At 58.6% G+C, this 25,377-nt stretch carries 24 protein-coding genes and 1 tRNA gene; 19 read left to right on the top strand and 6 right to left on the bottom strand.

The genetic code is table 11. The annotated features are described in order from the left end of the window. Window positions 1-286 precede the first annotated feature (286 nt). From ACESMW_RS14535 to map, 4 genes are all read right to left on the bottom strand, one after another. Entirely contained in the window at window positions 287-631 is a 345-nt protein-coding gene (locus ACESMW_RS14535) for an ArsC family reductase (RefSeq protein ID WP_372987738.1), read from the bottom strand. An 87-nt stretch (window positions 632-718) separates the two neighbouring features. Then, window positions 719-1,918, bottom strand: a complete 1,200-nt coding sequence (gene dapC, locus ACESMW_RS14530) for a succinyldiaminopimelate transaminase (RefSeq protein WP_372987737.1) — start codon at window positions 1,916-1,918, stop codon at window positions 719-721. Further along, entirely contained in the window at window positions 1,915-4,560 is a 2,646-nt protein-coding gene (locus ACESMW_RS14525; RefSeq protein ID WP_372987736.1) for a [protein-PII] uridylyltransferase, read from the bottom strand. The genes dapC and ACESMW_RS14525 overlap by 4 nt, the downstream gene beginning before the upstream one ends. Next, the gene (gene map, locus ACESMW_RS14520) at window positions 4,561-5,331 is read right to left on the bottom strand and encodes a type I methionyl aminopeptidase (RefSeq protein ID WP_372987735.1); all 771 of its coding nucleotides are present in this window, start codon (window positions 5,329-5,331) and stop codon (window positions 4,561-4,563) included. 252 nt (window positions 5,332-5,583) lie between these two features. Between map and rpsB the strand changes: the two genes are divergently transcribed. The 17 genes from rpsB to ACESMW_RS14435 all read left to right on the top strand — a co-directional run bounded on the left by rpsB (window position 5,584) and on the right by ACESMW_RS14435 (window position 21,581). Beyond that, window positions 5,584-6,333, top strand: coding sequence for a 30S ribosomal protein S2 (gene rpsB / locus ACESMW_RS14515; RefSeq protein ID WP_372987734.1), 750 nt, complete (start codon window positions 5,584-5,586; stop codon window positions 6,331-6,333). A gap of 93 nt (window positions 6,334-6,426) precedes the next feature. Beyond that, window positions 6,427-7,296: a translation elongation factor Ts gene (tsf, locus tag ACESMW_RS14510; protein WP_372987733.1), complete on the top strand. Its 870-nt coding sequence runs from the start codon at window positions 6,427-6,429 to the stop codon at window positions 7,294-7,296. Window positions 7,297-7,476: 180 nt separating this feature from the next. Next, window positions 7,477-8,205: a UMP kinase gene (gene pyrH, locus ACESMW_RS14505; protein WP_092004306.1), complete on the top strand. Its 729-nt coding sequence runs from the start codon at window positions 7,477-7,479 to the stop codon at window positions 8,203-8,205. A gap of 66 nt (window positions 8,206-8,271) precedes the next feature. Beyond that, complete coding sequence (gene frr, locus ACESMW_RS14500) at window positions 8,272-8,829, top strand: ribosome recycling factor (protein WP_372987732.1); 558 nt, start codon at window positions 8,272-8,274, stop codon at window positions 8,827-8,829. A gap of 67 nt (window positions 8,830-8,896) precedes the next feature. Then, on the top strand, window positions 8,897-9,667 hold the full coding sequence (gene uppS, locus ACESMW_RS14495; RefSeq protein WP_372987731.1) for a polyprenyl diphosphate synthase: 771 nt from the start codon (window positions 8,897-8,899) through the stop codon (window positions 9,665-9,667). Window positions 9,668-9,689: 22 nt separating this feature from the next. Next, window positions 9,690-10,529 carry a phosphatidate cytidylyltransferase gene (locus ACESMW_RS14490; protein ID WP_372987730.1) on the top strand — a complete coding sequence of 280 codons (840 nt, stop codon included), beginning with the start codon at window positions 9,690-9,692 and terminating at the stop codon, window positions 10,527-10,529. A gap of 2 nt (window positions 10,530-10,531) precedes the next feature. Then, window positions 10,532-11,716 (top strand): 1-deoxy-D-xylulose-5-phosphate reductoisomerase, encoded by a 1,185-nt coding sequence (gene ispC / locus ACESMW_RS14485; RefSeq protein ID WP_372987729.1) that lies wholly within the window; start codon window positions 10,532-10,534, stop codon window positions 11,714-11,716. Window positions 11,717-11,765: 49 nt separating this feature from the next. Beyond that, on the top strand, window positions 11,766-13,115 hold the full coding sequence (rseP, locus tag ACESMW_RS14480) for an RIP metalloprotease RseP (protein WP_372987728.1): 1,350 nt from the start codon (window positions 11,766-11,768) through the stop codon (window positions 13,113-13,115). Window positions 13,116-13,159: 44 nt separating this feature from the next. After that, window positions 13,160-15,478 (top strand): outer membrane protein assembly factor BamA, encoded by a 2,319-nt coding sequence (bamA, locus tag ACESMW_RS14475; protein WP_372987727.1) that lies wholly within the window; start codon window positions 13,160-13,162, stop codon window positions 15,476-15,478. Between the two features lie 46 nt (window positions 15,479-15,524). Beyond that, on the top strand, window positions 15,525-16,022 hold the full coding sequence (locus ACESMW_RS14470) for an OmpH family outer membrane protein (protein ID WP_372987726.1): 498 nt from the start codon (window positions 15,525-15,527) through the stop codon (window positions 16,020-16,022). Window positions 16,023-16,066: 44 nt separating this feature from the next. Further along, window positions 16,067-17,092, top strand: a complete 1,026-nt coding sequence (gene lpxD / locus ACESMW_RS14465; RefSeq protein ID WP_372987725.1) for a UDP-3-O-(3-hydroxymyristoyl)glucosamine N-acyltransferase — start codon at window positions 16,067-16,069, stop codon at window positions 17,090-17,092. Between the two features lie 11 nt (window positions 17,093-17,103). Then, complete coding sequence (gene fabZ / locus ACESMW_RS14460) at window positions 17,104-17,541, top strand: 3-hydroxyacyl-ACP dehydratase FabZ (RefSeq protein WP_372987724.1); 438 nt, start codon at window positions 17,104-17,106, stop codon at window positions 17,539-17,541. Further along, window positions 17,541-18,332 carry an acyl-ACP--UDP-N-acetylglucosamine O-acyltransferase gene (lpxA, locus tag ACESMW_RS14455; protein WP_372987723.1) on the top strand — a complete coding sequence of 264 codons (792 nt, stop codon included), beginning with the start codon at window positions 17,541-17,543 and terminating at the stop codon, window positions 18,330-18,332. The genes fabZ and lpxA overlap by 1 nt, the downstream gene beginning before the upstream one ends. A 17-nt stretch (window positions 18,333-18,349) precedes the next feature. Further along, window positions 18,350-19,531, top strand: a complete 1,182-nt coding sequence (gene lpxB / locus ACESMW_RS14450) for a lipid-A-disaccharide synthase (protein WP_372987722.1) — start codon at window positions 18,350-18,352, stop codon at window positions 19,529-19,531. Further along, window positions 19,531-20,211, top strand: coding sequence for a ribonuclease HII (gene rnhB, locus ACESMW_RS14445; RefSeq protein WP_372987721.1), 681 nt, complete (start codon window positions 19,531-19,533; stop codon window positions 20,209-20,211). The genes lpxB and rnhB overlap by 1 nt, the downstream gene beginning before the upstream one ends. A gap of 79 nt (window positions 20,212-20,290) precedes the next feature. Next, a tRNA-Met gene (locus tag ACESMW_RS14440) sits at window positions 20,291-20,367 on the top strand. 311 nt (window positions 20,368-20,678) lie between these two features. Next, complete coding sequence (locus tag ACESMW_RS14435) at window positions 20,679-21,581, top strand: hypothetical protein (protein ID WP_372987720.1); 903 nt, start codon at window positions 20,679-20,681, stop codon at window positions 21,579-21,581. A gap of 30 nt (window positions 21,582-21,611) precedes the next feature. Here ACESMW_RS14435 and ACESMW_RS14430 read toward each other — a convergent pair whose 3' ends face one another. Beyond that, complete coding sequence (locus ACESMW_RS14430) at window positions 21,612-22,397, bottom strand: hypothetical protein (protein ID WP_372987719.1); 786 nt, start codon at window positions 22,395-22,397, stop codon at window positions 21,612-21,614. Next, window positions 22,394-23,017, bottom strand: a complete 624-nt coding sequence (locus tag ACESMW_RS14425) for a class I SAM-dependent methyltransferase (RefSeq protein ID WP_372987718.1) — start codon at window positions 23,015-23,017, stop codon at window positions 22,394-22,396. The genes ACESMW_RS14430 and ACESMW_RS14425 overlap by 4 nt, the downstream gene beginning before the upstream one ends. Before the next feature lie 245 nt (window positions 23,018-23,262). Between ACESMW_RS14425 and ACESMW_RS14420 the strand changes: the two genes are divergently transcribed. Then, the gene (locus ACESMW_RS14420) at window positions 23,263-23,610 is read left to right on the top strand and encodes a nucleotide pyrophosphohydrolase (protein ID WP_372987717.1); all 348 of its coding nucleotides are present in this window, start codon (window positions 23,263-23,265) and stop codon (window positions 23,608-23,610) included. A gap of 12 nt (window positions 23,611-23,622) precedes the next feature. After that, the gene (locus ACESMW_RS14415; protein WP_372987716.1) at window positions 23,623-25,302 is read left to right on the top strand and encodes a DNA/RNA helicase domain-containing protein; all 1,680 of its coding nucleotides are present in this window, start codon (window positions 23,623-23,625) and stop codon (window positions 25,300-25,302) included. Window positions 25,303-25,377 lie beyond the last annotated feature (75 nt).

Below are 25,377 nucleotides of genomic sequence, written 5' to 3'. Positions count from 1 at the left end.
TAGACCTCCAGCCACTCGCCCTGGTTGTTCTGGGTGCCGATGCCGATACCGAATGCAAAACTCATCTGGTGGTTGCTCCTGTTTTTAAATTTGAATCCTGAACATGGGGTCAGATGAAAGCGTTCATCAGACCCCTCTCTTAAATTCTTGACTCGGGGGCGGACTTGAAAACGGGGTCAGAAGAAGGCTTTCTTCTGACCCCAACTTAACCTTCACCAAAACTCCCGAGTCTGCCTCGAAAACGGGGTCTGATGAACTTGTTCATCTGACCCCACCTTCATCAAAACTAGCCAATCCCTTTTTCAGTCCACTCGTCGGCCTTGAAACCAACGAAAACCTCGCCGTCATACTCCACCACCGGCCGCTTAATGATGGACGGGTTTTCGAGCATGATGTTGTGGGCAGATTGGGCGCTAATGGTATCACGAACCTCGTCGGGAAGTTTGCGCCAGGTGGTGCCGCGGCGGTTGAGCAGGGTTTCCCAGCCGATGGCCTGTTCCCATTCGCTGAGTTTCTCGCTGCTCAGGCCGTCTTTTTTGAAGTCGTGGAACTCGTAGGAGATGCCCTGGTCGTCGAGCCATTTTCGGGCTTTTTTGACGGTGTCGCAGTTTTTTATGCCGTAGAGTTTCATGTCAGTGCCTTGAACTTGAAAATGGGGTCAGAAGAAGGCTTTCTTAAAGCCTTCATCTGACCCCATCTTAACCTTGCCCCCAAAGCCTCAACGATTCGCCTTCACAAACTCCACAATCCGCTGGGCTGCCTCCACGCAATCCTCCAGCGGCGCCACCAGCGCCATGCGCACGCGGTTTTCGCCGGGATTGTGGCCATCCACGGTGCGGGAGAGGTAGCGACCGGGGAGGACGTGGACGTTCTGCTGGGCGGAGAGGTCCCGGGCGAAGGTTTCGTCGTCCATCGGGGTTTCCGGCCAGAGGTAGAAGCCGGCGTCGGGGAAGTCGACGTTCATCACTTCTCGCAGGATGGGCACCACAGCCTCGAACTTGGCCCGGTAGGCGGCGCGGTTCTCGCGCACGTGGTCTTCGTCGTTCCAGGCGGCGATGCTGGCCAGCTGGTTGTGGATGGGCATGGCGCAGCCGTGGTAGGTGCGGTATTTCAGGTAGCCCTTCAGCACGTCCGCATCGCCGGCCACGAATCCGGAACGCAGGCCCGGAAGGTTGCTGCGCTTGGACAGACTGTGGAACACGATGCAGCGTTTGAAGTCATCCCGGCCCAGTGCCGCGCAGGTCTGCAGCAGGCCCTCGGGCGGGTTGCCCTCGTCCGGGTAGAGTTCCGAGTAACACTCGTCTGAGGCGATGAGGAAATCATGCCGGTCGGCCAGTTCGATCACCTTGGCCAGGGTCTCCCGGGGAATCACTGCGCCGCTGGGGTTGCCGGGGGAGCACAGGAACAGCAGTTGGCAGTCTTCCCAGACGCTCTCCGGTACCGCGTCAAAATCCGGGATAAAGCCGTTGCTCGCATCACAGGCCAGATAAACCGGATCCGCGCCGGCGAGGAAGGCCGCGCCTTCATAAATCTGGTAGAACGGGTTCGGGCTCACCACCTTGGCCGGCTTGCGGGTGTCGATCACCGCCTGCACCAGGGCAAAGATCGCCTCACGGGTACCATTGACCGGCACCACGTTGGCGGCCGGGTCCAGAGAGCCCGCGGAAAGCTTGAATCGCCGGGTGGCCCAGTCGGCGATGGCCTGCCTCAGTTCATCCGTCCCCCTGGTGGTGGGGTAGTTCGCCAGCTTATCCAGGTTATCGGCGATCACCTGTTTGACGAATTCCGGGGAAGGGTGCTTTGGCTCACCAATCCCCAGGGAAATCGGCGCCAAGTGCTCCGGCACGCTGAGGCCGGCCTTCAGCTTGGCCAGTTTTTCAAAGGGATAGGGGTGTAATCGGTCAAGATTCTGGTTCATTGAATATCGTCCAGCATTTTACAGAGGGCGTCCTGAAGGGCCTGGCATTTCGTGGGATCGCTCAGCGGGTCGCCGTGCTCATCGGTGACAAAGAACACGTCCTCTACCCGTTCGCCCAGGGTCGCGATCTTGGCGTTACTGAGGCGGACACGGTGCTCCAGCAAAACCTGACCAATGCGGGCCAGCAGGCCCGGGCGGTCCGGAGTGATCACTTCCATCACTGTTCGCTGGTTGACCGTGTCATTGGAGAAAGTCACCTCGGTGGGGAAGGCGAAGTGCTTGAGCTGCCGCGGCGTGCGCCGATGGATGATGTCCGGATAGTCCTCGGGATCGTCCAGCTCCTCGATCAGGCGTTTGCGCACTCGCTCCTTCCGCGCCGGGTCCACGCCCAGGGGTTTACCCTGTTCGTCCAGCACCACGTAGGAGCTGATCGAGAATGGCCCCTCGCCGGAGCTGATGCGGGCGTCCACGATGTTGAGGTTCAGTTGCTCCAGCACCGCCGTCGTGGCGGCGAACAGAGCCACCCGGTCTTTCATATAGATAATGATCTGGGAGTAGCCCTCGGTGGGCCCGCCCCGAGTGTCGCGGATCAGGATCAGCGGGTCCGGGTTGTCGCCGTGGCGAATGATCGCCGCGGTCTGCCAGGCAATATCCACCGTGGAATCCTGGAGGAAGTAGTCTTCATCCACGGTATCCCAGACGCGGTCGATCTGCTCGTCAGACATGTTCTGGGCGTGCAGGATCTCCCGGGCTTCGGACTGGGTGGCCCGTACCCATTCGTGCCGGTCCACCGGGGTTTCCGTGCCCCGGCGCAGGGCCCGCTTGGCTTCGATGTACAGCTGCCTCAGCAGGGAAGCCCGCCAGGTGTTCCACAGTTTCGGGTTGGTGGCGCTGATGTCGCACACCGTCATGATGTACAGGTAGTCCAGGTGCGCCTGGCTGGGCACGGCCTTGGCGAAGGCGTGGATGATCTGCGGGTCGGAGATGTCCTTACGCTGGGCGGTCATGGACATCAGCAGGTGGTTCTCCACCAGCCAGGATACCAGCTGGGTATCCCGTTCACTCAGATGGTGCCGCTGGCAGAATTCCGCCGCATCCACCGCGCCCAGTTCGGAATGGTCGCCGCCGCGGCCCTTGGCGATGTCATGGTAAAGGCCGGCGATATAGAGCGTCTCGAGCTTCGGCAGGTGATGAATCAGCCGGGAGGCCAGGGGGTAATCCGACCGGGTCTCGGCCCGGTTCAGGCGCACCATGTTGCGGATGACCCGCATGGTATGGGCATCCACCGTGTAGATGTGGAACAGGTCGTGCTGCATCTGGCCGATGATCTGGCCGAATTCCGGCAGGTAACGCCCCAGCACGTTGTACTTCTTCATGGCACCCAGGGTCTGGTCCAGATCGTGGGGGGTGCGCAGCAGTTCCATGAACAGGGTGGTCACCGCCAGGTCCGTGCGGAAGGCGTCGTCGATCAGGTGCCGGTGCGCCCGCAGGGACCGGATGGTGGTCGCCCGGATGCCCTTGATCTCCGGGTGCTGGGCCATCAGCACGAAGATCTCCATGATGGCATAGGGCGCGTAGGCGAATACCTGGTTGTTCACCGCTTCTATATAGCGGTTGCGGATCTGGAAGCGCTTGTTCAGGGGCTGGATGTCGTCATCATCGCCGGCGCCAAGAATGGCCTCGTCATAATACTGGAGGATCACATCGGCAAGCTCGGCCAGGGCCAGCACGGTGCGATAGTAGGACTGCATCATCAGTTCCACACCCAGGCGCTTGCCTTCGTCCCGGTAACCGAGCATCTCGGCCAGGGAGCGCTGGTGATCGAACAGCAACCGGTTCTCATTCCGGTCTGCCTGCAGCTGCAGGCCATAGCGGAGCTTCCAGAGCAAGGTCTCGCCCTGGTACAGGATCTGGTGTTCTTCTTCGGTCAGGATGCTGAAGCGGGTCAGGTCGGCAATGTTCTGCAGGCCGAAGTGGCGCTTGGTGATCCAGCCGATGGTCTGGATGTCGCGCAGGGCACCGGGTGAGCCCTTGAGGTTGGGCTCCAGGTTGTATTCGGTATCGCCGTACTTCTTGTGGCGTTCCTGCTGTTCCTCGCGTTTGGCAATGAAGTAGTCGCGATCGGTGCTGACATCATCCGAGTAGACCTGCTCACTGAGGTACTGGCGCAGGATGTCCGGTCCGGCGATGGTCCGGGTTTCCAGCAGATTGGTGAGGATGGTGACATCCTCCCGGGCGGCGGCCATGCTCTCTTCGATGCTGCGGACGCTGTGGCCGATGTCCAGCTTCAGGTCCCACAGCAGGGTCACGAAGGCGCCGAGGTCGTCCTGCCATTCTTCCCGGATGCCTTCCCGGGTGAGGATCAGCAGGTCGATGTCGGAATGGGGGTGCAGCTCGCCGCGCCCGTAGCCGCCGACGGCAATGAGCGCGATGTCCTCGGAGCTGGCAAAGGGGTAACGGTTCCAGATCAGCCTGAGAACCGTATCGATCGTATCCGCCCTGGAATGGACGAGGGCCCGGACATCCGCGCCCTGGCGAAACGCCTTGGCATCAGCGGTATACCTTTCCTTTAACAGTTCCCTTGCCGCGGAAACCGGGGAGGGGTCATTGCTGATGCGGTGTTCCAGGTCGTTTCGGTCCACTTAGAAGGACTCTTCCGATCGTTTGGTCAGAACCTCGTGGCCATCGGCGGTCACGAGGATGGTGTGTTCCCACTGGGCGGAGAGCTTGTGGTCCTTGGTGACCACGGTCCAGCCGTCCGGCAGCAGCTTGGTCTGGTACTTGCCCTGGTTGATCATCGGCTCGATGGTGAACGTCATGCCTTCTTGCAGCTCCAGGCCGGTGCCCGGCTTGCCGTAATGCATCACCTGGGGCTCTTCGTGGAAAACCTTGCCGATACCGTGGCCGCAGTAGTCCCGTACCACCGAATAGTGATGCTTCTCGGCATGCTTCTGGATCACGTTGCCGATATCGCCCAGGCGCGTCCCGGGCTTCACCAGTTCGATACCTTTATATAGACACTCCTGGGTGATCCGGATCAGGCGCTCGGTGCCCGGCTTGGGCTTGCCCACGATCCACATCTTGCTGGTGTCGCCATGGTATTCGTCCTTGATCACGGTGACATCGATGTTGAGGATGTCGCCGTCCTTCAGGATTTTCTTTTCGGACGGAATGCCGTGACAGATCACATGGTTGACCGATGTGCAGATGGACTTCGGAAACCCCTTATAATTGAGAGGCGCGGGAATGGCCTTCTGAACGTTTACGATATAGTCGTGGCAAATGCGATCGAGTTCCTCGGTGGAAACGCCGGGCTTGATATGCTCGTCGATCATTTCCAGAACTTCGGCCGCCAGACGGCCGGCTACGCGCATTTTCTCGATTTCTTCCGGGGTCTTTATCGATACCTGCATCGGGCTTCCTGTTGATTTGAACCAAACCCGCATTTTAAGGGCGCGGGAAGCTGCGTACAAGGAAGCTTCTTGGCAAAATTAATGGCGTTGTCAGGCCGATTTATGGTATAAACGCGCCCGCCGGAAACGAATCCGGCAAATTCACACACGTGTCGGCACGTTGTCCCAGGGTGCCTTCTTCTGTTTTTTGCAGGAGTAGGTTGGGTCAATCGGACGCGTGGAGGCCTAACCCGAAGCTAAAAGGTAAATATCATGGCTCAGGTAAATATGCGTGACCTGCTCAAGGCAGGTGCTCACTTCGGTCACCAGACCCGTTACTGGAACCCGAAAATGTCCAAGTACATCTTCGGTGCCCGCAACAAGATTCATATCATCAACCTCGAGCAGACTGTTCCTGCCATGGAAGACGCGCTGAAAGTCGTTCAGCAGCTGGCAGAGAACAAGAACAAGATCCTGTTCGTCGGTACCAAGCGTTCCGCCGCCAAGATCATCAAGGAAGAAGCTCAGCGTGCTGGTCAGCCGTACGTAAACCACCGCTGGTTGGGTGGTATGCTGACCAACTACAAGACCATCCGTCAGTCCATCCGTCGCTACCGTGATCTGGAAACCCAGAGCCAGGACGGTACTTTCGACAAGCTGACCAAGAAAGAAGCCCTGGATCGTACCCGTGAAATGGACCGCCTGGAGCGTTCCATCGGTGGTATCAAGGACATGGGCGGCCTGCCGGACGCCATGTTCGTGATCGACGTGGACCACGAGCGTATCGCCATCAAGGAAGCCAACAAGCTGGGCATCCCCGTTATCGGTGTGGTTGATACCAACAGCGATCCGGACGGCGTTGATTACGTGATCCCGGGTAACGATGACGCCATCCGCGCCATCCAGATCTACGTGAAAGCTGTTGCTGATACCTGCCTCGAAGCAGCCCAGTCTGCCGGCGCAGGCGCTGACGAGTTCGTAGAAGTCAGCGAAGACGCGGGCGCCGCACCGGCCGCCGAGTGACGCGTAAGTTTCACGTTTGAGATGTAAGGTATGCCCGCCTGTTTATCCGGGCATACCTCCCCACCGAATTCGGACTATTTAAGAGGATTGAACATGGCTGCAATTACCGCTGCAATGGTCAAAGAGCTGCGCGAGCGCACCGGTCTTGGCATGATGGAATGCAAGAAGGCACTGGTTGAGGCTGAAGGCAGTGTTGAAGCTGCAATCGAAGAGCTGCGCAAGTCTTCCGGTCTGAAGGCCGCCAAGAAGGCTGGTCGTACCGCTGCTGAAGGTGTTTCCCTGGTCAGGATTTCCGACGACAACACCGTTGCCTACATCCTGGAAGTGAACTCCGAGACCGACTTCGTTGCTCGTGACGACAACTTCATGGCGTTCGCCAACGACGTTCTGGACGTTGCCTTCGAAAAAGGCGAGACCGACGTGGCCAAGCTGATGGAAGGCGATCTGGAAGCCAAGCGTGAAGCGCTGGTTCAGAAGATCGGTGAGAACATCACCGTTCGTCGCATCGTGAAGGTAGAAGGCCCGGTTGTAGGTGGCTACGTTCACAGCAACAACAAGATCGCTTCCGTTGTGGCCCTGACTGCCGGTGATCCGGAAGTGGCCCGCGACATTGCCATGCACGTTGCCGCTGTTAACCCGCGTGTAGGCAAGCCGGAAGACATGCCGGAAGAAGAGCTGGAAAAAGAAAAGGATATCATCAAGGCCCAGCCGGATATGGAAGGCAAGCCTGCTGAAATCGTCGAGAAGATGATGGGCGGCCGTATCAAGAAGTTCCTGGCCGAGAACAGCCTGGTTGAGCAGCCGTTCGTCAAGAACCCGGACCAGACTGTGGGCGAGCTGATCAAGTCTGCCGGCGCCGAGCTGGTTGGCTTTGTTCGCCTGGAAGTAGGTGAGGGCATCGAGAAGGAAGAAGTCGACTTTGCTGCCGAGGTTGCTGCTGCAGCCGGTACTGGCAAGGCCTGATCCTTCCTGACGGTGCCGGGGCTGGTCTCCGGCACCAACCTGAGTCTGCCACGTTAGCTGGGGAAACCCGGCTCTCGTGGCGGGCTTGTATCTGAGATACCCCTTTTTTGCGAGGAGTATGTCAGATACAAGCCTGAAAACCGTTTACGCGGATAGCCATCAGACGAAAAGGGGATCACCATGCCGACATCTTCGAAAAACCAGCCCAGATACAAGCGTGTTCTGCTCAAGCTCAGTGGCGAAGCCCTGATGGGAGATCACGATTTCGGTATTGATCCCAAAGTCCTTGATCGCATGGCCCTGGAAATCGGCGCCCTCATCGGCATCGGTGTCCAGGTTGGCCTGGTGATCGGTGGTGGTAACCTGTTCCGTGGCGCCGCCCTGAACGCGGCCGGCCTGGACCGGGTCACCGGCGATCACATGGGCATGCTCGCCACCGTGATGAACGGCCTGGCCATGCGGGACGCCCTGGAGCGTTCCAACATCCGCACCCGCGTCATGTCGGCCATCCCCATGAGTGGTATCGTGGAGCATTATGATCGCCGCCGTGCGGTACGTGATCTCAAAGAAGGCGATGTGGTGATCTTCAGCGCCGGCACCGGTAACCCGTTCTTTACCACCGATTCGGCTGCCTGCCTGCGTGGAATCGAGATCGAGGCGGATGCGGTCCTGAAGGCAACCAAGGTGGATGGTGTTTACTCGGCGGACCCGAACCTGGATCCGACCGCCGTAAAATACGACCACCTCACCTATGATGAGGTGTTGGACAAGAAGCTGGGCGTGATGGACCTGACGGCTATCGTCCTGGCGCGGGATCACGGTATACCGCTGCGGGTGTTCAACATGAACCGCCCGGGTGTGCTGACACGCATCGTGACCGGCGAAAAAGAAGGTACACTGATCGAATAATACGGTAAGCCGGCCCGCCAGAAAGGGTCGGCTCACGGAATGACCTGACGAATTGAGGATGCTGAAGTGATTAACGACATCAAAGCAGAAGCCGAGAAGAAAATGAAGAAGAGCCTCGAGGCTCTGCACTCGGCGTTCAACAAGATCCGGACTGGCCGCGCCCACCCGGCAATCCTGGACAGCGTGATGGTTAACTACTATGGCCAGGAAACGCCGCTCAAGCAGGTGGCCAGCGTCAATGTGGAGGACAACCGCACCCTGACCGTCTCCCCCTGGGAGAAGAACCTGGTGCCGACCATCGAGAAGGCCATCATGACCTCTGATCTGGGCCTCAACCCGGCGACCAGCGGCGACTTGATCCGCGTGCCCATGCCCATGCTCACCGAGGAAACCCGCCGGGAGATGGTCAAGCAGGCCAAGGCGGATGCCGAGCACGGGCGGGTCTCCATCCGTAATGCCCGTCGCGACGCCAACAGCATGATCAAGGAACTGCTGAAGGAGAAGGAAATCACCGAGGACGACGAGCGCCGTGCCGAGGATGAGATCCAGAAGCTGACGGACAAGTACATCGCCGAAATCGAGAAGATGCTCAAGAGCAAAGAAGAGGACCTGATGGCGGTCTGATCCGTCGCGGTTCTCAAAAGTAGCACAGACGGTCCGGAGAGGTGTTCCGGGCCGCGCAGGGGATTTCATGACGGGAAATGTAACCGCGGAAATTCCGGTGTCGGCAGACAGCCGGCCCCGGCATGTGGCCATTATCATGGACGGTAACAACCGGTGGGCGAAAGCCCATCGGCTGACAGGAGTGGCGGGCCACAAGGCCGGCGTGAATGCAGTCAAGGCTGTGGTTGAGACCTGTGCCCGCGAGGGCGTCGAGGTGCTCACGCTGTTCGCCTTCTCCAGCGAGAACTGGCGCCGGCCAAAAGACGAGGTCTCTGCGTTGATGCGGTTGTTCCTGATCGCCCTGGAGCGTGAGGTTCGCAAGTTGCACCGGAACAACATCCGGCTGCGCATCATCGGCGATCGCTCTGCCTTCAGCCCGGTGCTCCGGGAGCACATGGACAAGGCGGAGGAACTGACCCGCAACAACACGCAGATGACCCTGGTTATTGCCGCCAATTACGGCGGGCACTGGGACATCACCCAGGCGACCCGGAAGGTGGCCGAGAAGGTCCGTACCGGTGAACTGGCACCCTCGGACATCACCGATGACATGATCCAGCAGCATCTCAGCATCGGTGATTTGCCCATGCCTGACCTGATGATTCGCACCGCCGGTGAACAGCGGATCAGCAATTTCCTGCTCTGGCACCTCGCCTACACCGAATTCTATTTCTCCCCGGTATTCTGGCCCGACTTCAAACACGAAGAGATGGGTAAGGCACTTGAGGCCTATGCCGGACGGCAGCGCCGATTTGGTCAGACCGACGACCAGATCGCGGCCAAGGCCGCACAACAATAATGATGCATAAGCGATTCCGACCGTGCTCAAGACCCGAATTATTACAGCCCTGATCCTGGCTCCCATCGCCATTGGCGGTATCTTCTTTCTTCCTCCCCTGGGATTCGCACTGTTCACCGGCGCCGTGATTACCATCGGCGCCTGGGAATGGGCCAATATGTCCGGTATTGAAGGGCAGGGCGGCCGCGTGGCCTATGCTGGGGCAACAGCTGCCATTCTCTACGGCCTGCTGAACGTACCGGCCGTGGTCGTGCTGTGGCTGGCCCTGGCCTGGTGGTTCATCTGCTTCCTGCTGGTTCGCAGCTACCCCCGGGGTTCCGACCGCTGGGGTAGCCTTCCCATGCGTGCGCTGATGGGCCTGTTCGTGCTGGTACCGGCCTGGGTGGGCCTGAATCACCTGCGTACCGGCGGTTTCCAGTTCGGGGACGTGGCCAACAACCTCTGGGTCATCCTGTATGTATTCTGTGTGGTCTGGGTGGCCGACATCGGGGCGTACTTTGCGGGCCGTGCCTTCGGCAAGGCCAAGCTGGCGCCTCGGGTCAGTCCGGGCAAGTCCTGGGCAGGAGTCTGGGGTGGCCTGACCGCGGTCGGTGTCTTTGCCGTGATCGTCAGCAGCCTGGCCTCAGCCAGCGTTACGGAAACCCTGTTGCTGGTGATTGCCAGCCTGTTCACCGGCCTGGTGTCCGTGCTCGGCGACCTGCTCGAAAGCATGCTCAAGCGCTTTCGTGGCATCAAGGACAGCAGCCAGCTGCTCCCGGGTCACGGTGGTATCATGGATCGGATCGATAGTCTGACCGCCGCCATTCCCGTCTTCGCACTGATCATCACCCAGCTTGGCTGGCTGACCACCGGGCACTGGTAACCATGGCACAACGTACCGTCACCCTTCTTGGGGCCACCGGCTCCATCGGACTGAGCACCCTGGATGTCATCCGGCGCCACCCGGAGCGGTTCTCCGTGTTTGCGCTGACAGCCAGCACTCGGGCCGAAGAACTGGCGGTTCTGTGCCGGGAGTTCCGGCCGGCAGTGGCGGTCATGGCCAGTGCCGAGGCGGCGGAAGCGCTGAAAGACTTGCTTGGCGACCTGCCGGAAATCCGTGTACTGGCGGGCGAGGAAGGGCTGTGTGAGGTGGCTTCGGCAGCCGAGGCGGACACCGTCATGGCGGCCATCGTTGGCGCGGCCGGCCTGCCCCCGACCCTTGCCGCAGTCCGTGCCGGCAAGCGTGTGCTGCTGGCCAACAAGGAAGCCCTGGTGATGTCCGGCCAGTTGTTCATGGACGCGGTGGCCGAATCCGGCGCGGAACTGCTGCCCATCGACTCCGAGCACAACGCCATTTTTCAGTGTATGCCCGCGGACAAGGTCCGGGATCCCCGGGGCGCCGGTATTACCCGGATTCTGCTGACCGCCTCCGGCGGCCCGTTCCGTACCCATTCCGTGGAGCAGTTGCGTTGTGTCTCCCCGGCCGAGGCCTGTGCCCATCCCAACTGGTCCATGGGCCAGAAGATTTCGGTGGATTCAGCCACCCTGATGAACAAAGGCCTGGAGCTGATCGAGGCCTGCTGGCTGTTCAACACCACGCCGACGAACATCGAGGTGCACGTGCACCCGGAGAGCATCATCCACTCCATGGTGGAGTATGCGGACGGCTCGGTGCTGGCCCAGCTTGGCAGCCCGGACATGCGCACCCCTATCGCCAACGGTCTGGCCTGGCCGGAGCGGATCGATGCCGGTGTCGCGCCCCTGGACCTGTTTGCGATCGGCCGCTTCCATTTCGAGCGACCGGACCTGGTGCGCTTTCCCTGCCTGCGTCTGGCCGCCGAAGCTTTCGTGGCAGGTGGCACGGCCCCGGCCGCCCTGAATGCCGCCAATGAGATTGCCGTGGCGGCATTTCTGGAAGGAACACTGTGTTTTGCCGATATCCCCGTTATTATAGAGCGGACACTGGCGGCCACCGAGGTGGTGCCGGCAGACAGCTTTGAGACCATCTTCGCCAAGGACGCCGAAGCCCGTCGGCACGCCAGGGAACAGATCGGCCTGCTGACTGTCTGAAATCGTCGGCGGTTTTGCTGCCTGGCTTCAGTCACTAACCGGGAACGCTATGCAGATCATTGAGACCATTCTGGCCCTGGCGCTGACCCTGGGCATCCTTGTCACCCTGCATGAGTACGGCCATTTCTGGGTTGCCAGGCGCTGTGGGGTGAAGGTTCTGCGCTTCTCCGTAGGCTTCGGCAAGCCCATATTCTCCTGGTATGACCGCCACGGCACCGAGTTTGCCGTCGCCGCCATTCCCCTGGGCGGTTACGTGAAAATGCTCGACCAGCGCGAGGGCCCGGTTCCCGAGGAGCTCAAGGACCAGGAGTTCATGTCGAAGTCCCCGGCGCAGCGAATCGCCATTGCCTCCGCCGGCCCCATTGCCAACTTCCTCTTTGCGATTTTTGCCTATTGGGTAATCAGTGTGGTGGGCGTGACCGCCGTTGCGCCCATTGTCGGAGACGTGGCCCAGGACAGCATCGCCGAACGGGCAGGCCTGCAGTCAGGTATGGAAATCCACGCGGTGGACGGCCACCGGGTGACGTCCTGGCGCGATATCAATATGCGCCTGCTTGAACGAACCGGTGAGCAGGGTACCGTAAGCCTTGAGGTTTCAGAGGACGGTGCCCGGGGTACCGTGAGTGGCGAGCTTGGCGGCTGGAAACTCAGCGATGAAGCGCCGGATCCGCTCGGTGAATTCGGCATAACCCCCTGGCGCCCCGAGATCCCCGCCGTGCTGGGCGAGATTGCCGAAGGCGGCCGCGGAGATCTCGCGGGCCTTCAGGCTGGAGACAAGGTACTGAGCGTCGATGGTGAGCCGGTATCCGACTGGCAAGCGCTCGTAGAGCTCGTGCGCAACGCGCCGGAGCAAACCCTGAAAGTCACCGTGTTGCGCGACGGCGCCGAGCGGACCTTCGAGGTTACCCCGGGCGAGCGTACCATCGAGACCGGAGAGGTGATCGGTTTTGTCGGTGTGGGTGTGCAGCCGGTATCCTGGCCGGACGAAGTGCTCCGGGATATCAGCTATGGTCCTCTGGCGGCGATTCCCCAGGCCATTGGCGAAACCTGGGCGGATACACGGCTGACCCTGGTCGCCATCAAGAAAATGGTAACCGGGCTGCTGTCGCCCACCAATCTCAGTGGCCCCATCACCATAGCGCGGGTTGCCGAGGCGAGTGTGAGCTCCGGTTTCGAGGATTTTGTCCGGTTCCTGGCCTATCTGAGTGTCAGTCTCGGTGTGCTGAACCTCTTGCCGATCCCGGTTCTGGATGGTGGCCATATCGTGTATTACACCATCGAGGCGATCCGTCGTAAGCCCGTGTCGGAGCATGCCCAGGCCATCGGATTACGGATTGGTATGGCATTGATCCTCACTTTAATGGTGTTTGCTCTTTACAACGACCTGATGCGGTTGTGAGAATTGCGGGCTCCTTACGCGCATTAACCAGGCGAAATATTTGAATGAGACGTTCTCTTCTAGGTGTAGCCGTTGGCCTCGCTGTGGCCTCTATGGGCATGAAGCCAGCGCTGGCGGATGAATTTACGGTAGCGGATATTGAAGTCGAAGGGCTCCAGCGGGTCTCCGCGGGTACCGTTTTTGCCGCCTTTCCGGTGAATATTGGCGAGCAGGTGGATGAGGCGGAACTCGCCGGTGCCATCAAGTCCCTGTTCGGTACCGGACTGTTCACCGATATCGAGGCCAGCCGCGATGCTGGCGTCCTCATTATTACGGTGCGTGAGCGCCCCTCCATCAGCTCCATCGAGATCGAGGGCAACAAGAACATCGAAACCGACATGCTGATGGATGCCCTGGCGGGCGCAGGCCTCCAGGAAGGTCAGGTATTTCGCCGTGCCACCCTCGAACGCCTGGAACTCGAGATTCTGCGTTCCTACATTGCTCAAGGCCGCTACAACGCCCGGGTGAAAGCGACTGCCGAGGAACTGCCCCGGAACCGGGTGGCTATCAGCCTCGACATCAACGAAGGCACGGTTGCGGCCATCCACCACATCAACATTGTGGGCAACAACGATTTCAGCGAAGAAGAGCTGCTGGGCCTGTTCGAGCTGGAAACCACCAGCTGGTGGAACTCCATCACCAACTCGGACAAGTACGCCCGTGAACGCCTTAGCGGCGATCTGGAAAGCCTCCGATCCTTCTATCTGGACCGTGGCTATCTCGACTTCACCGTCGAATCCAGCCAGGTATCCATCTCTCCGGACAAACAGAAAGTCTTCATCGCCATCGCCATCAACGAAGGCCCCCAATACACCATCTCCGAAATCAACCTGAGGGGCGATCTGATCGTCGGCGAAGAGGAACTGCGTAAGTTGATCCCGGTAAAAGAGGGCGATGTCTTCTCCCGGGCCCGCATGACGGCCATTTCCGAGGCACTGTCCTTCCGGCTGGGCCGGGAAGGTTACGCCTTCGCCAATGTGAATGCCGTGCCTGAGCCGTCGGAGGACAATACCGCCTCCGTGACCTTCTATGTCGAGCCCGGCAAGCGCGCCTATGTGCGCCGCATCAACTTTGACGGCAATGTGTCCACCCGGGACGACGTGCTGCGCCAGGAAATGACCCAGATGGAAGGGGGCGTTGCCTCCTCTGACCGGATCGAGTTCTCCAAGACCAAACTCGAGCGCCTGGGCTTCTTCAGCACCGTCAATGTCGAGACGGTTCCCGTACCGGGCACCGATGACCTGGTGGATGTGAACTACTCCGTGGAAGAGCAGCCCACCGGCAGCCTGTCCGCCTCCATCGGCTTCTCCCAGGATTCCGGTGTCATCCTCGGGGCCAATGTGTCCGAGAACAACTTCTTCGGTTCGGGCAAGCGGGTCTCCTTCGGCGTCAACGTCAGTGATTCGGTCAAGAGTGCCAACATCTCCTACCTGGACCCGTATTACACCGTGGACGGCGTGAGCCGTGGCTTCAGTGTGTTCGCCCGGGAGACCGACTATGAGGAAGAGGATATCTCCTCCTACCTGCTGGACGAGTACGGCGGTCGGGTCACCTTCGGCTATCCGACCGACCAGATTAGCCGCCTGAACTTTGGCCTGGGCTATACCCGCTCCAACATCAAGGAAGGGCTGTTCACCTCCCAGGAAGTCCGGGACTTCATCGTCGAGGAAGGGGATTCCTTCGACAACTTCTTCCTGTTCGGCAGCTGGCGCCGGAGCACATTGAACCGGGGCGTGCTGCCCACCGATGGTTACAGCCACTCGCTTTCTATTGATGTGGCGGTGCCGGGCAGTGATCTGACCTTCTACAAGGCCACCCACAAGACCGACTTCTACTTCCCGATCGATGACGACAACCGCTGGGTATTCCGCGCTCGTTCCGAGATCGGGTATGGTGACGGTTACGGCGACCGCACCCAGATGCCGTTCTACGAGCATTTCTATTCCGGCGGCTACGGCTCGGTCCGGGGCTACGAGTCGAACTCCCTCGGCCTGCGGGCAACCAACAGCGAGTTTGACCTGTCCGAACCTGATCCGTTCGGCGGCAACCTGCTTACCGAAGGTGGTCTGGAACTGATCACGCCGACCCCGTTTGCGGGCGACAGCCGTTCCATGCGTACTTCGGTGTTCCTGGATGCCGGTCAGGTATTCGATACCGAGCGTGGCTTCGATCCGGAGTTGAACGAAGTACGCCTGGCAGCCGGTGTCGGCTTCCAGTGGATCACGGCAGTTGGCCCGCTGGCCTTCAGCCTTGCCCAGCCGCTGAATGACAAGGAGGGGGACGACACCCAGGTGTTCCAGTTCTCCCTCGGCCAGACCTTCTGATGGCCACCGATAACAACAGTAAAGGATGAAACACAGGAGAAACACCATGTCCCGTATGATTACCCTGCTTGCAGCGGCCCTGATGGCCGTCAGCCTGCCTGCGTTTGCCGAGACCCGCATTGGCGTGGTCGATCTTCGCCAGGCCCTGTTTTCCTCGGACGAAGCCAAGGCCTTCAGCGAAACCCTGCAGAAGGACTTCGCCGGTGATGAAGCCAGGGTCAGGGAGGCCCAGGAAGCCGCGCGCAAACTTCAGGAGCGCCTGCAGAAAGACGGCGCCATGATGAATGAGACCGAGCGCAACGAGCTGACCGGCCAGTTCCAGCAGAAGGTGCAGGAATTCAACATGCTCAAGCAGCGCCTCGATAACACCGTGGCCCAGCGCAAACAGCAGTTTCTCGAGAGCGCCCGTCCGGAAGTGGACGCAGCGGTCAAGGAACTGCTGGAAGAGAACGATCTGGATCTGATCCTGCCGAGCGAGGCGGTGGTCTACGTGAAGCCGGAAATGAACCTCACGTCCCAGCTGCTGGAAAAGCTGAACCGTTAACCCTTTGGGGCATCTCGGCCCCCGTTGATGCTCTGGAGTATGTCATGACAGAAAAGTCCTACCGGCTTGGTGATATCGCCAAGGCATTGGGGGCAGAGCTGAAGGGAGACCCCGAGGTGCAGATCACCGGGCTGGCGACCCTCTCGGCCGCTGCCCCGGGCCAGATCAGTTTTCTCGCCAACCCGGCCTACGGCAAATACCTGGCGGAAACCCGGGCCTCCGCGGTGATCCTCTCACCGGCGGCCGCCCAGGATTCTCCGACCAATGTCCTGCTACTGGACAATCCCTATCTGGGCTATGCTCGCCTCAGTCACTGGTTTGATCCCGCGCCGGTACCGGCACCCGGGGTGCATGCCAGTGCCGTTGTGGATGCTTCTGCCCGGATTGCCGAAAGCGCCAGCATTGGCCCCAACGCTGTGATCGAAGCGGAAGCCGAGATTGCCGAGAATGTCGTCATTGGCGCCGGAAGCGTCATCGGTGCCCGCTGCCGGATCGGACAGGACACGGTGATCAGACCTCGGGCAACCCTGGCCCACGATGTGGTGGTTGGGCAGCGTTGCCATATCCTCAGTGGTGCGGTGATCGGCTCTGACGGCTTCGGCTTTGCCAATGAAAAAGGCGTCTGGCACCGCATTGCCCAGCTCGGCCGTGTCGTACTCGGAGACGACGTGGAAGTGGGCGCCAACACCACCATCGACCGCGGTGCTCTGGATGACACCATCATCGGCGATGGCGTGAAACTCGATAACCTCATCCAGATTGCCCACAACGTCCATATAGGTGAACACAGTGCCATGGCGGCCATGGTCGGCATTGCCGGCAGTACCCGGATCGGCCGTCATTGTGTCTTCGGTGGCGCTTCCGGCGTGGCGGGCCATCTCGAAATTGCCGACCAGGTGCATCTCACCGGCATGACCCTGGTTACCGGCGACATCCGTGAACCGGGGGTCTACTCCTCGGGCACCAGCGCGGATACCAACCGGCAATGGCGCAAGAACGCCGTGCGCTTCCGCCAGCTCGATGTGCTTGCACGGCGGGTCAAAGAACTGGAAAAGAAATTAGAGGGCTGAGGCCGACCAACATGATGAAAATCAACGAAATTCTTGAATACCTGCCACATCGGTACCCGTTCTTGCTGGTGGACCGGGTGACCGAGATTGAGAAGGGAATCTCAATCAAGGGGTACAAGAACATTTCCTTTAATGAGTCTTTCTTTCAGGGCCATTTCCCCGACAACCCGATCATGCCCGGCGTGCTCATCATCGAAGCTATGGCACAACTGTCAGGCATTCTCGGTTTTGTGACCGTGGGCCGGAAACCATCTGACGGCGTGGTACAATACCTCGCCGGGTCCAGCAAGGCCCGGTTCAAGCGCCCTGTGCTGCCGGGAGACCGCCTCGATATGGAAGCGGAGTTCATCTCCGGCAAGCGCGGCATCTACAAATTCGAATGCCGAGCGCTGGTCGACGGGGAAGTCGTCTGCACGGCAGAAATCTTGACCGCTGAGAGAGAAGTTTGATGGCGACAAATGACTGGTCGGGTGTCCATCCTCAAGCGATTGTAGACCCATCAGCCAAGCTGGCGGACAACGTGACCGTTGGCCCGTGGAGTTACATCGGCCCTGGCGTGGAAATCGGTGAAGGCACTGAAATCCTGTCCCACGTGGTAATCAAGGGGCCGACCGTTATCGGCCGCAATAACCGGATTTTCCAGTTCTCCAGTGTCGGTGAAGAGTGCCAGGACAAGAAATACGCCGGTGAGCCCACCACCCTGGTGATCGGAGACAACAACGTCATCCGCGAGAACTGCACCGTTCACCGGGGCACTGTCCAGGATCGCGGCGAGACCCGCATCGGCAACGGCAACCTGCTGATGGCCTACGTGCACGTGGCTCACGACTGCATTGTGGGTGACAACACCATCCTGGCCAACTGTGCGACCCTGGCCGGCCACGTCTCGGTGGGTGATTTCGCCATTCTTGGCGGCGGCACCATGGTGCATCAGTTCTGCAACATCGGCCCCCACAGCATGGCCGCCGGTGGCAGCATCGTGCTCAAGGATATCCCGGCCTATGTAATGGCCAGCGGGCAGTCGGCCGAGCCCCACGGCCTGAACGTGGAAGGCCTCAGGCGCCGGGGCTTCAGCAAAGACGCGTTGCTCACACTCCGCCGTGCCTACAAGGCCATCTACCGCCAGGGCCTGACCACCGAGCAGGCACTCAAGGAGCTGGAGAACAACTACAGCGACGTGCCGGAAGTGCGCCCGCTCATTGAATCCTTGCGCGGAGCACACCGCGGCATCATTCGCTGATCAGCCGGAGCCTTCCGGTGACGGAAACCACCACACCTTCCATCGTCAGCGAGCGCAAGCTCACCATCGCCATGATCGCCGGCGAGGCATCGGGGGACATCCTCGGTGCCGGCCTGATCCGTTCCCTGAAGCGCCGTTATCCGAAAGCCCGGTTTGTGGGCATCGGCGGTGAGGAAATGATCGCCGAGGGTTTTCATTCCCTGGTGCCCATGGAACGACTATCCGTGATGGGCCTGGTGGAAGTGCTGGGAAGGATACGGGAGCTGTTCAGCATTCGTGCCCGCCTGATGGACTACTTCTTCACCAACCGCCCGGATGTGGTTATCGGCATCGATTCCCCGGATTTTACCCTGGCCATCGAACGGCGCTGCCGCGAGGCGGGCATTCCGTCGGTGCATTACGTCAGCCCCTCGGTCTGGGCCTGGCGCCAGAAACGCATCTTCAAGATCGCGAAATCCGTCGACCTGATGCTCACCCTGTTCCCATTTGAGGCCCGCTTCTACGAAGAGCACAACGTGCCCGTGGCCTTTGTGGGTCATCCACTCGCCGACCGAATTCCTCTGGAGCCGGACACTGGCAAAGCCCGGGAGCAGCTCGGGCTGGATCAGAACGCTCCCTTGCTGGCGGTACTGCCGGGCAGCCGGGCAGGGGAGGTCGAACGCCTGGGTAACTTGTTCCTCGAAGCCGCCCGCTGGCTGCAGGAGCGCCGCCCGGATATTCAGCTGGTGATCCCCTGCGTGAACCGGGATCGCGAGAAACAGGTTCAGGCGCTGGTGGAGTCCCTCGAGGTAAAACTGCCGGTCACCATCGTGCGCGGCCAATCCCGCGAGGTGATGGCCGCCTCCGATGTGGTCCTGCTCGCTTCCGGCACCGCAACCCTCGAAGCCATGTTGCTCAAGAAACCCATGGTGGTGGGCTACCGCCTGAGCAACATGAGCTATGCGCTTCTCTCCCGGCTGGTGAAAGTGCCCCATGTGGCCCTGCCCAACCTCCTGGCAAAAGAAGCGCTGGTGCCCGAACTGCTCCAGGACGACGCCACTGCAGAGGCCCTGGGTGCCGCGGTGCTTGAGCGAATGGAGAATCTGGAAGAGAGGGAGCGGCTGCAGCAGGCGTTTACCGAGTTGCACCTGACCTTGCGCCAGAACGCGGATGAAAAAGCCGCTGAAGCAATCTCCGGGCTGCTGGAGGAGAGAGCCTGATGGCAAAGGAAGTGCTACCCCCGTTCGAATGTCGTTACCAGGGCCGGTTGCTGGCCGGCGTCGATGAAGTCGGCCGCGGACCCCTGATCGGCGCGGTTGTCACCGCCGCCGTCATCCTCGATCCGGATAAACCCATCGCCGGCCTCGCCGATTCGAAAAAACTCACCGAGAAAAAACGCCTCGCCCTGTACGACGAAATCATTGAAAAAGCCGCCGCCTGGAGCCTGGGCCGCTGCGAGGCAAGCGAGATCGACCGGCTCAACATCTACCAGGCCACCATGCTCGCCATGGAACGCGCCGTCGCCGGCCTGGCCATCCCGCCGGAATACGTGCTGGTGGACGGCAACCGCTGCCCCAAATGGCACTGGCCATCCGAGCCTGTGATCAAGGGAGACAGCCGAGTCGCCGAAATCAGCGCCGCCTCCATTCTCGCCAAGGTTACCCGCGACCGGGAGATGGAAGCACTGGAAGAGCGTTACCCGGGCTACGAACTGGCCAAGCACAAAGGCTACCCCACACCGATACATCTCGAGGCCCTGAAGCGCCTGGGCGCCACTGCCGAACACCGTCGTTCCTTCCGACCAGTACAGGAAGTGATCGATACGGTTGGCTTCTTCAAACCCCCAGGTGAAGCGTCCGCCGAGGAACTTCACTTCCCCTCGGACTTGTTTGAAAATTAACAATTGACAGGCTGGCTCGTGGTCCTTAATATACGCGCCACGTTGATCGGGGCCAGCCCCGAAAGACAACCAGTTTTGATGCGGGGTGGAGCAGTCTGGTAGCTCGTCGGGCTCATAACCCGAAGGTCGTTGGTTCGAATCCAGCCCCCGCTACCACTATTGAAACAAAGCCCGCTTTTTGCGGGCTTTGTTGCTTTTACCAATACCGAAAAGGCCAGCTTTTGCTGGCCTTTTTGCTTTTCAGAATCCTGTTCTTCTTCGCCACTCCCTCATTGCCCGGTTTCCCGTCCTTACGATAGCCACACATATTTCTTGTTTCATTTTGTATATATTTAATCGAGATCAAAATAAATATTCCCTGAATATCATATAACTGGCACGGTGCGGCTTGGGTCCAGTTCGGATTTGGGAGCACGTTCATTGTAATAACAGGAACTCTTTTAATCAGGATATTAAGAGAGAGAATAATGGAATCAAATAACAATCGTTACATGGGACGAACATGGATTCGGGGTTTAGCGCTTTGCACCGTTCTGGGGCTGACGGCCTGTGGCGGTGGTGGAGGAGGTGGAGGATCCAGCTCCAGTACGACCACATTTAATGAGAGTGCTGCGACGATCGCCAGTGAGGCGGATGCCAAGACGGCGGCCGAGGCGACCACACAAGCGGCAACTCAGGCAGTGATCGAGGACGAGGCGGCAAACTTTGCCCCTGTTGCTGCCCAGATTAACTCGTTCAACCCGAATGAAGTCACCAAAGACCTGTCTCTGGAGATTCTAGAGGTTGCGAATTTGCCTTCAGGTGCCACCTATGTCTATGACGGTGAGTGCGGCGGTTCGGCCTCGGTGACATCGGACAATCAGTCCCGCATGAAAATTGTCTATGACAATTACTGTATGCCAGTGGATGCTACGTCCAACTATGTCCTGAACGGTGTGTATGACGTCACTTATACCTTGAGTGGGGATCAGGTTACCGGCTTTTCCGCAGACTTTGATTACGCCGGCACATACGCGGGTGAGACCTACCGAAGCAAAGGTAACGTGAGCTGCACCGGCGAGTTTCTCGAGAACTGCACCTACTCCAGCACATTCAATGGCACCAATGGACGGGCGTATCGCATATCAGGCGTCTCCGTGACGGGTGACCAGTACTCCGGCTACAACATTTCCGCACGAGTGTACGACGGTGACCGTGGCTACGTGGAGTTTCAGGGAAGCGGCCTGATCCCCTGCAGTGGCGGTGGGTTCAGTAGCGGAACCATTACCTTCTCCGATTCTGACGGTGAGGTGATAACGGCCACATTCAGCACTTGCGGAGAGTATACGGTTACTTACAAAGGATCATCGGTCCTGGTAACCCAGAACTGATCTCATGCCTGAAGCCGGGGCTGGGATCGCCTAGAACCTGATCGCCAGCCTCAGTCCTTGCCGGACAGTTTCGCTGTCTGGCTCGGATACCCCAAACACAGTTCCGCTTCGCTGGACGAACACGGTGTTGCTTTCTCCGTGATCCCATCGCTCATAAAACCACCCGAGTGATAGATGGGGGGCCAATGCGGGTGACCAGTCGAATTCCATACGAATCCCGGTACCCTCGCCAAGATCCAGTTCTGGTCTGCCCAGGCCAACGGGCTCCAGACCCACCTCTACAGTACCCTCTACCGTCCCGAATACCTCACCCAGCGCGCAGACCTCGCCATAACCAAAACCGCCACACCACCGTGCACCGGCGCCTGCCTCCCACCACCGATAGAATTCATTCAGGCCCAGGGTTGAGGCAGTCGGCTGGATGCCTCGATCCCAGCGTTGGTAACCGCCAACCAGATAGGGCGTCAGCGTCGATTGCCGCCATTCAACCGGCACGCCAGCCCTTAACCGGTAATTAATCAGGCGCTCTGTGGTTCGAGTGCTCAGCGACCGACCGCCCTGGGTAAAGCCTTCGTAATCCACATCGCCCTTGGCATAACTGGTACCCGCTTCGAGCCAGGCAAAGCCAAGTTGTGTTTGGGCGCGCAGAAAAACACCGGGCAAATCGCCATTTTCACGGTTCAACGTTACGTTCTGGGGAGAAGTTTCCTCGTAGTCGAAGTATTGCCATTGGCCACCAATCCGAACATCGCCGAAAGACGGCGTGCTGCAGAGGGCCAAAGTGGTGATGCTGCAGAGGGTTCTTGAAAGGTTCATGATGTTTGGTCCAGTGAAAAATGCGCCTTCCTCGCCACAAACTGCACCACCGCCCCAACGCCAGTGTGGAACAGCCCCTCATTAATCTCCCGCTCGATCTCCCGGGCCAACACAATCTCATGATCGGCAAACATCCGCTCAAGCTCGGCCTGGCTGAACATCATCTCCGGATTACCGGGACCACCCGTGCCGCGGCCGATCTGATCCTCGGTGTAACCTTCAAGAATTAGACAGCCCCCGGGCTTCAGCGCCTGCCTTGCCATTTTCAGCGACTGTTGACGGACGTGGGGCGGGGTATGGGCAAAGATCATCACTACCGCCGAGAAAGCATCGGGTTCCGGGGTATAAGTCGCCAGATCCGCATGGACTGTCTGAATGCTTACACCACGCCGCCCCGCCAGTTGCTGAGCCTTGTCCAGGCCAACCCGCGACAGATCCACGCAGGTCACCTCGTGCCCCAGCCCGGCTAGGTGAACCGCATTGCGACCCTCACCCTCGGCCAGGCACAGAACCGGTCCGGACTGGTCGGCTAATCCCAGCTCATGCCACAGCTGGGCCAGAAAGGTGTTGGGTTCCTCGCCGTAGACATAGGCGTCCTTATTGAATCTCTCGTCCCACATGGTTGTTCCTGAGGTTTTCGGATTGAGGTTGGTTTCAGGTGGTCAAGCATGACAATATCAAAATCAGTTGGTTATGGGCTTATTGATTGATGCTATAGCCTTTTGAAACAGTTATGGTGGCCTACTGAGGTGCTGCTGAGGCAAAAAACCGCCTGAAAAAAAGCAGCTATTATTTTGTAATTTGCGATAGCCGCTTTGCATTTGTGCGGAGTTCTGCCTTGGCGTGGAGGGAGATAATCAGGACTATGGATTCACTCGAAGATTTGAGGAATAAACTCAAGCTGTTCGCTGAAGATCGGGACTGGCGTCAATTTCATTCTCCCAAGAATCTCGCTATGGCTCTCTGTGGCGAGATCGGGGAGCTGGCAGAACAGTTTCAGTGGTTGAGTGAGGATGACTCAAGGAACCTGAATGAGAAGAAGCTTGCCGCGGTTAAAGGAGAAATCGCTGATATTCAGTTGTACCTGATTCTACTCGCCGACTCTCTTGGTGTGGATATCGTTGAAGTGTCGAATCAGAAAATTGCATTGAATGCCGAGAAGTATCCGGTAGAGAAAGCAAAAGGACGATCAGACAAATACAACGAGCTTTAAGGGTCTGAATCTGTGATTGTTTATTCTGCTTCCAAAGCTGAGTTTGTTGAGCACGTCAAATTTAACTCGATCGAAAAACTGATCGAAGAAGCCCTTTATAAGAAGCTTAGAAGGCGTACGGGGAAATCTGAAGTCCAGTCCTGGAAGAACTCCCTTCAATACATGTTCAACATTCTGACTGATGAGAGCATCCCTGCATCGGCTGGTGTCGCGGTAGAGTACAACATTCCTCTGACAAGCAGACGAGTGGATTTCATACTCACGGGTAAAGACGGCTCAAGAAATGACACGGCAATTATTGTTGAGCTGAAGCAGTGGAGTACCGCTCAGGTGACTGAGAAAGACGCCATCGTGAAGACTTTTCTGAACGGCGGCGTGCGTGAGACCAACCACCCTTCCTATCAGGCCTGGTCATATTCTGCCCTGATCGAGGACTATAACGAGACGGTGCGGGATGAGCACATTGGATTGAGACCTTGTGCCTATCTACACAATATGGATTGTGGGGCCGCCGTCAATGACCCTCGATATTCCGAGCACACTGACAAGGCCCCTGTTTTCATCAACAGTGACGCCAAGAAGCTTTCGGATTTTCTCAAGCGGTATATCAAGTACGGTGATAGCGATGACATCATGTACAGGATCGAACATGGTGTCATCAAACCATCCAAGACCCTTGCCGATAGCCTTGCATCCATGCTCCAGGGTAATAGAGAGTTTATCCTGCTCGATGAGCAGAAGCTGGTTTATGAAACAGCCTTGGAGCTCGCCGAGAAAGGGCGGAAAAAACCTAAACAAACCCTGATTGTTAAAGGTGGGCCGGGTACTGGAAAATCAGTGGTCGCAGTAAATTTGCTTGTTGAGGCAACCAACAGAGCGATGTTGGCACAGTTCGTTAGTAAGAATGCTGCACCACGAGAGGTTTTTAAAACCCGTCTGACCGGAACCATGCGCAAAACCCACATCGATAATTTATTCCGTGGCTCCGGCGGATACACAGAGACTGATAACAATCGATTTGACCTGTTGGTTGTGGATGAGGCCCACCGGCTAAACGAGAAATCGGGGCTGTACGGTAATCTGGGCGAGAATCAGATCAAGGAGCTGATAAACAGTTCGAAGGTGTCGGTCTTCTTTATTGACGAGGATCAGCGAGTAACTCTTTCTGATATTGGAACCATCGGCGAGATTCGGGACTTCGCGCGCAAGCTGGGTTCAGAAGTGACAGTGATGGAGCTTGCTTCACAGTTTCGTTGCAATGGCTCTGACGGCTACCTCGCATGGGTTGATAATGTTTTGCAAATCCGCGAAACGGCAAACACAACGTTGGAGCGCATTGATTACGACTTCAGGGTATTTGACGATCCCAATGAGTTGAGAGAAGTAATTGGGAAGAAAAACCGGCGGGCCAACAAGGCAAGGCTGGTTGCCGGGTACTGCTGGGATTGGAACAGCAAAAAAGATCCTGAGGCCTATGACATTGCTTTTCCAGAGCATGGTTTCAAGGCGAGATGGAATCTCGATAAACATGGTAGCAAGTGGTTAATTGCTGAAGATTCCATCAGCGAGATTGGCTGTATTCACACCTGCCAGGGACTGGAGCTGGAATATGTCGGAGTCATCCTGGGCGATGATTTCCTTATTCGTGATGGAATTGCTGTAACCGACGCTACTAGTGTCCCGTCTGGCTAATTCGTTAACCTACTGCGTGACGCTGAGGCTTCTGGCCAAGGCGACTGTCCGCAGGTGTGGTGGTTCCACATCAAG

Origin of the sequence: Marinobacter sp., assembly GCF_041690455.1 — a bacterium.
In the GTDB taxonomy this organism is placed as follows: Bacteria; Pseudomonadota; Gammaproteobacteria; order Pseudomonadales; family Oleiphilaceae; genus Marinobacter.
The sequence above is the reverse complement of the archived record's forward strand: the minus strand, read 5'-3'. Positions and strand labels throughout refer to the sequence as shown.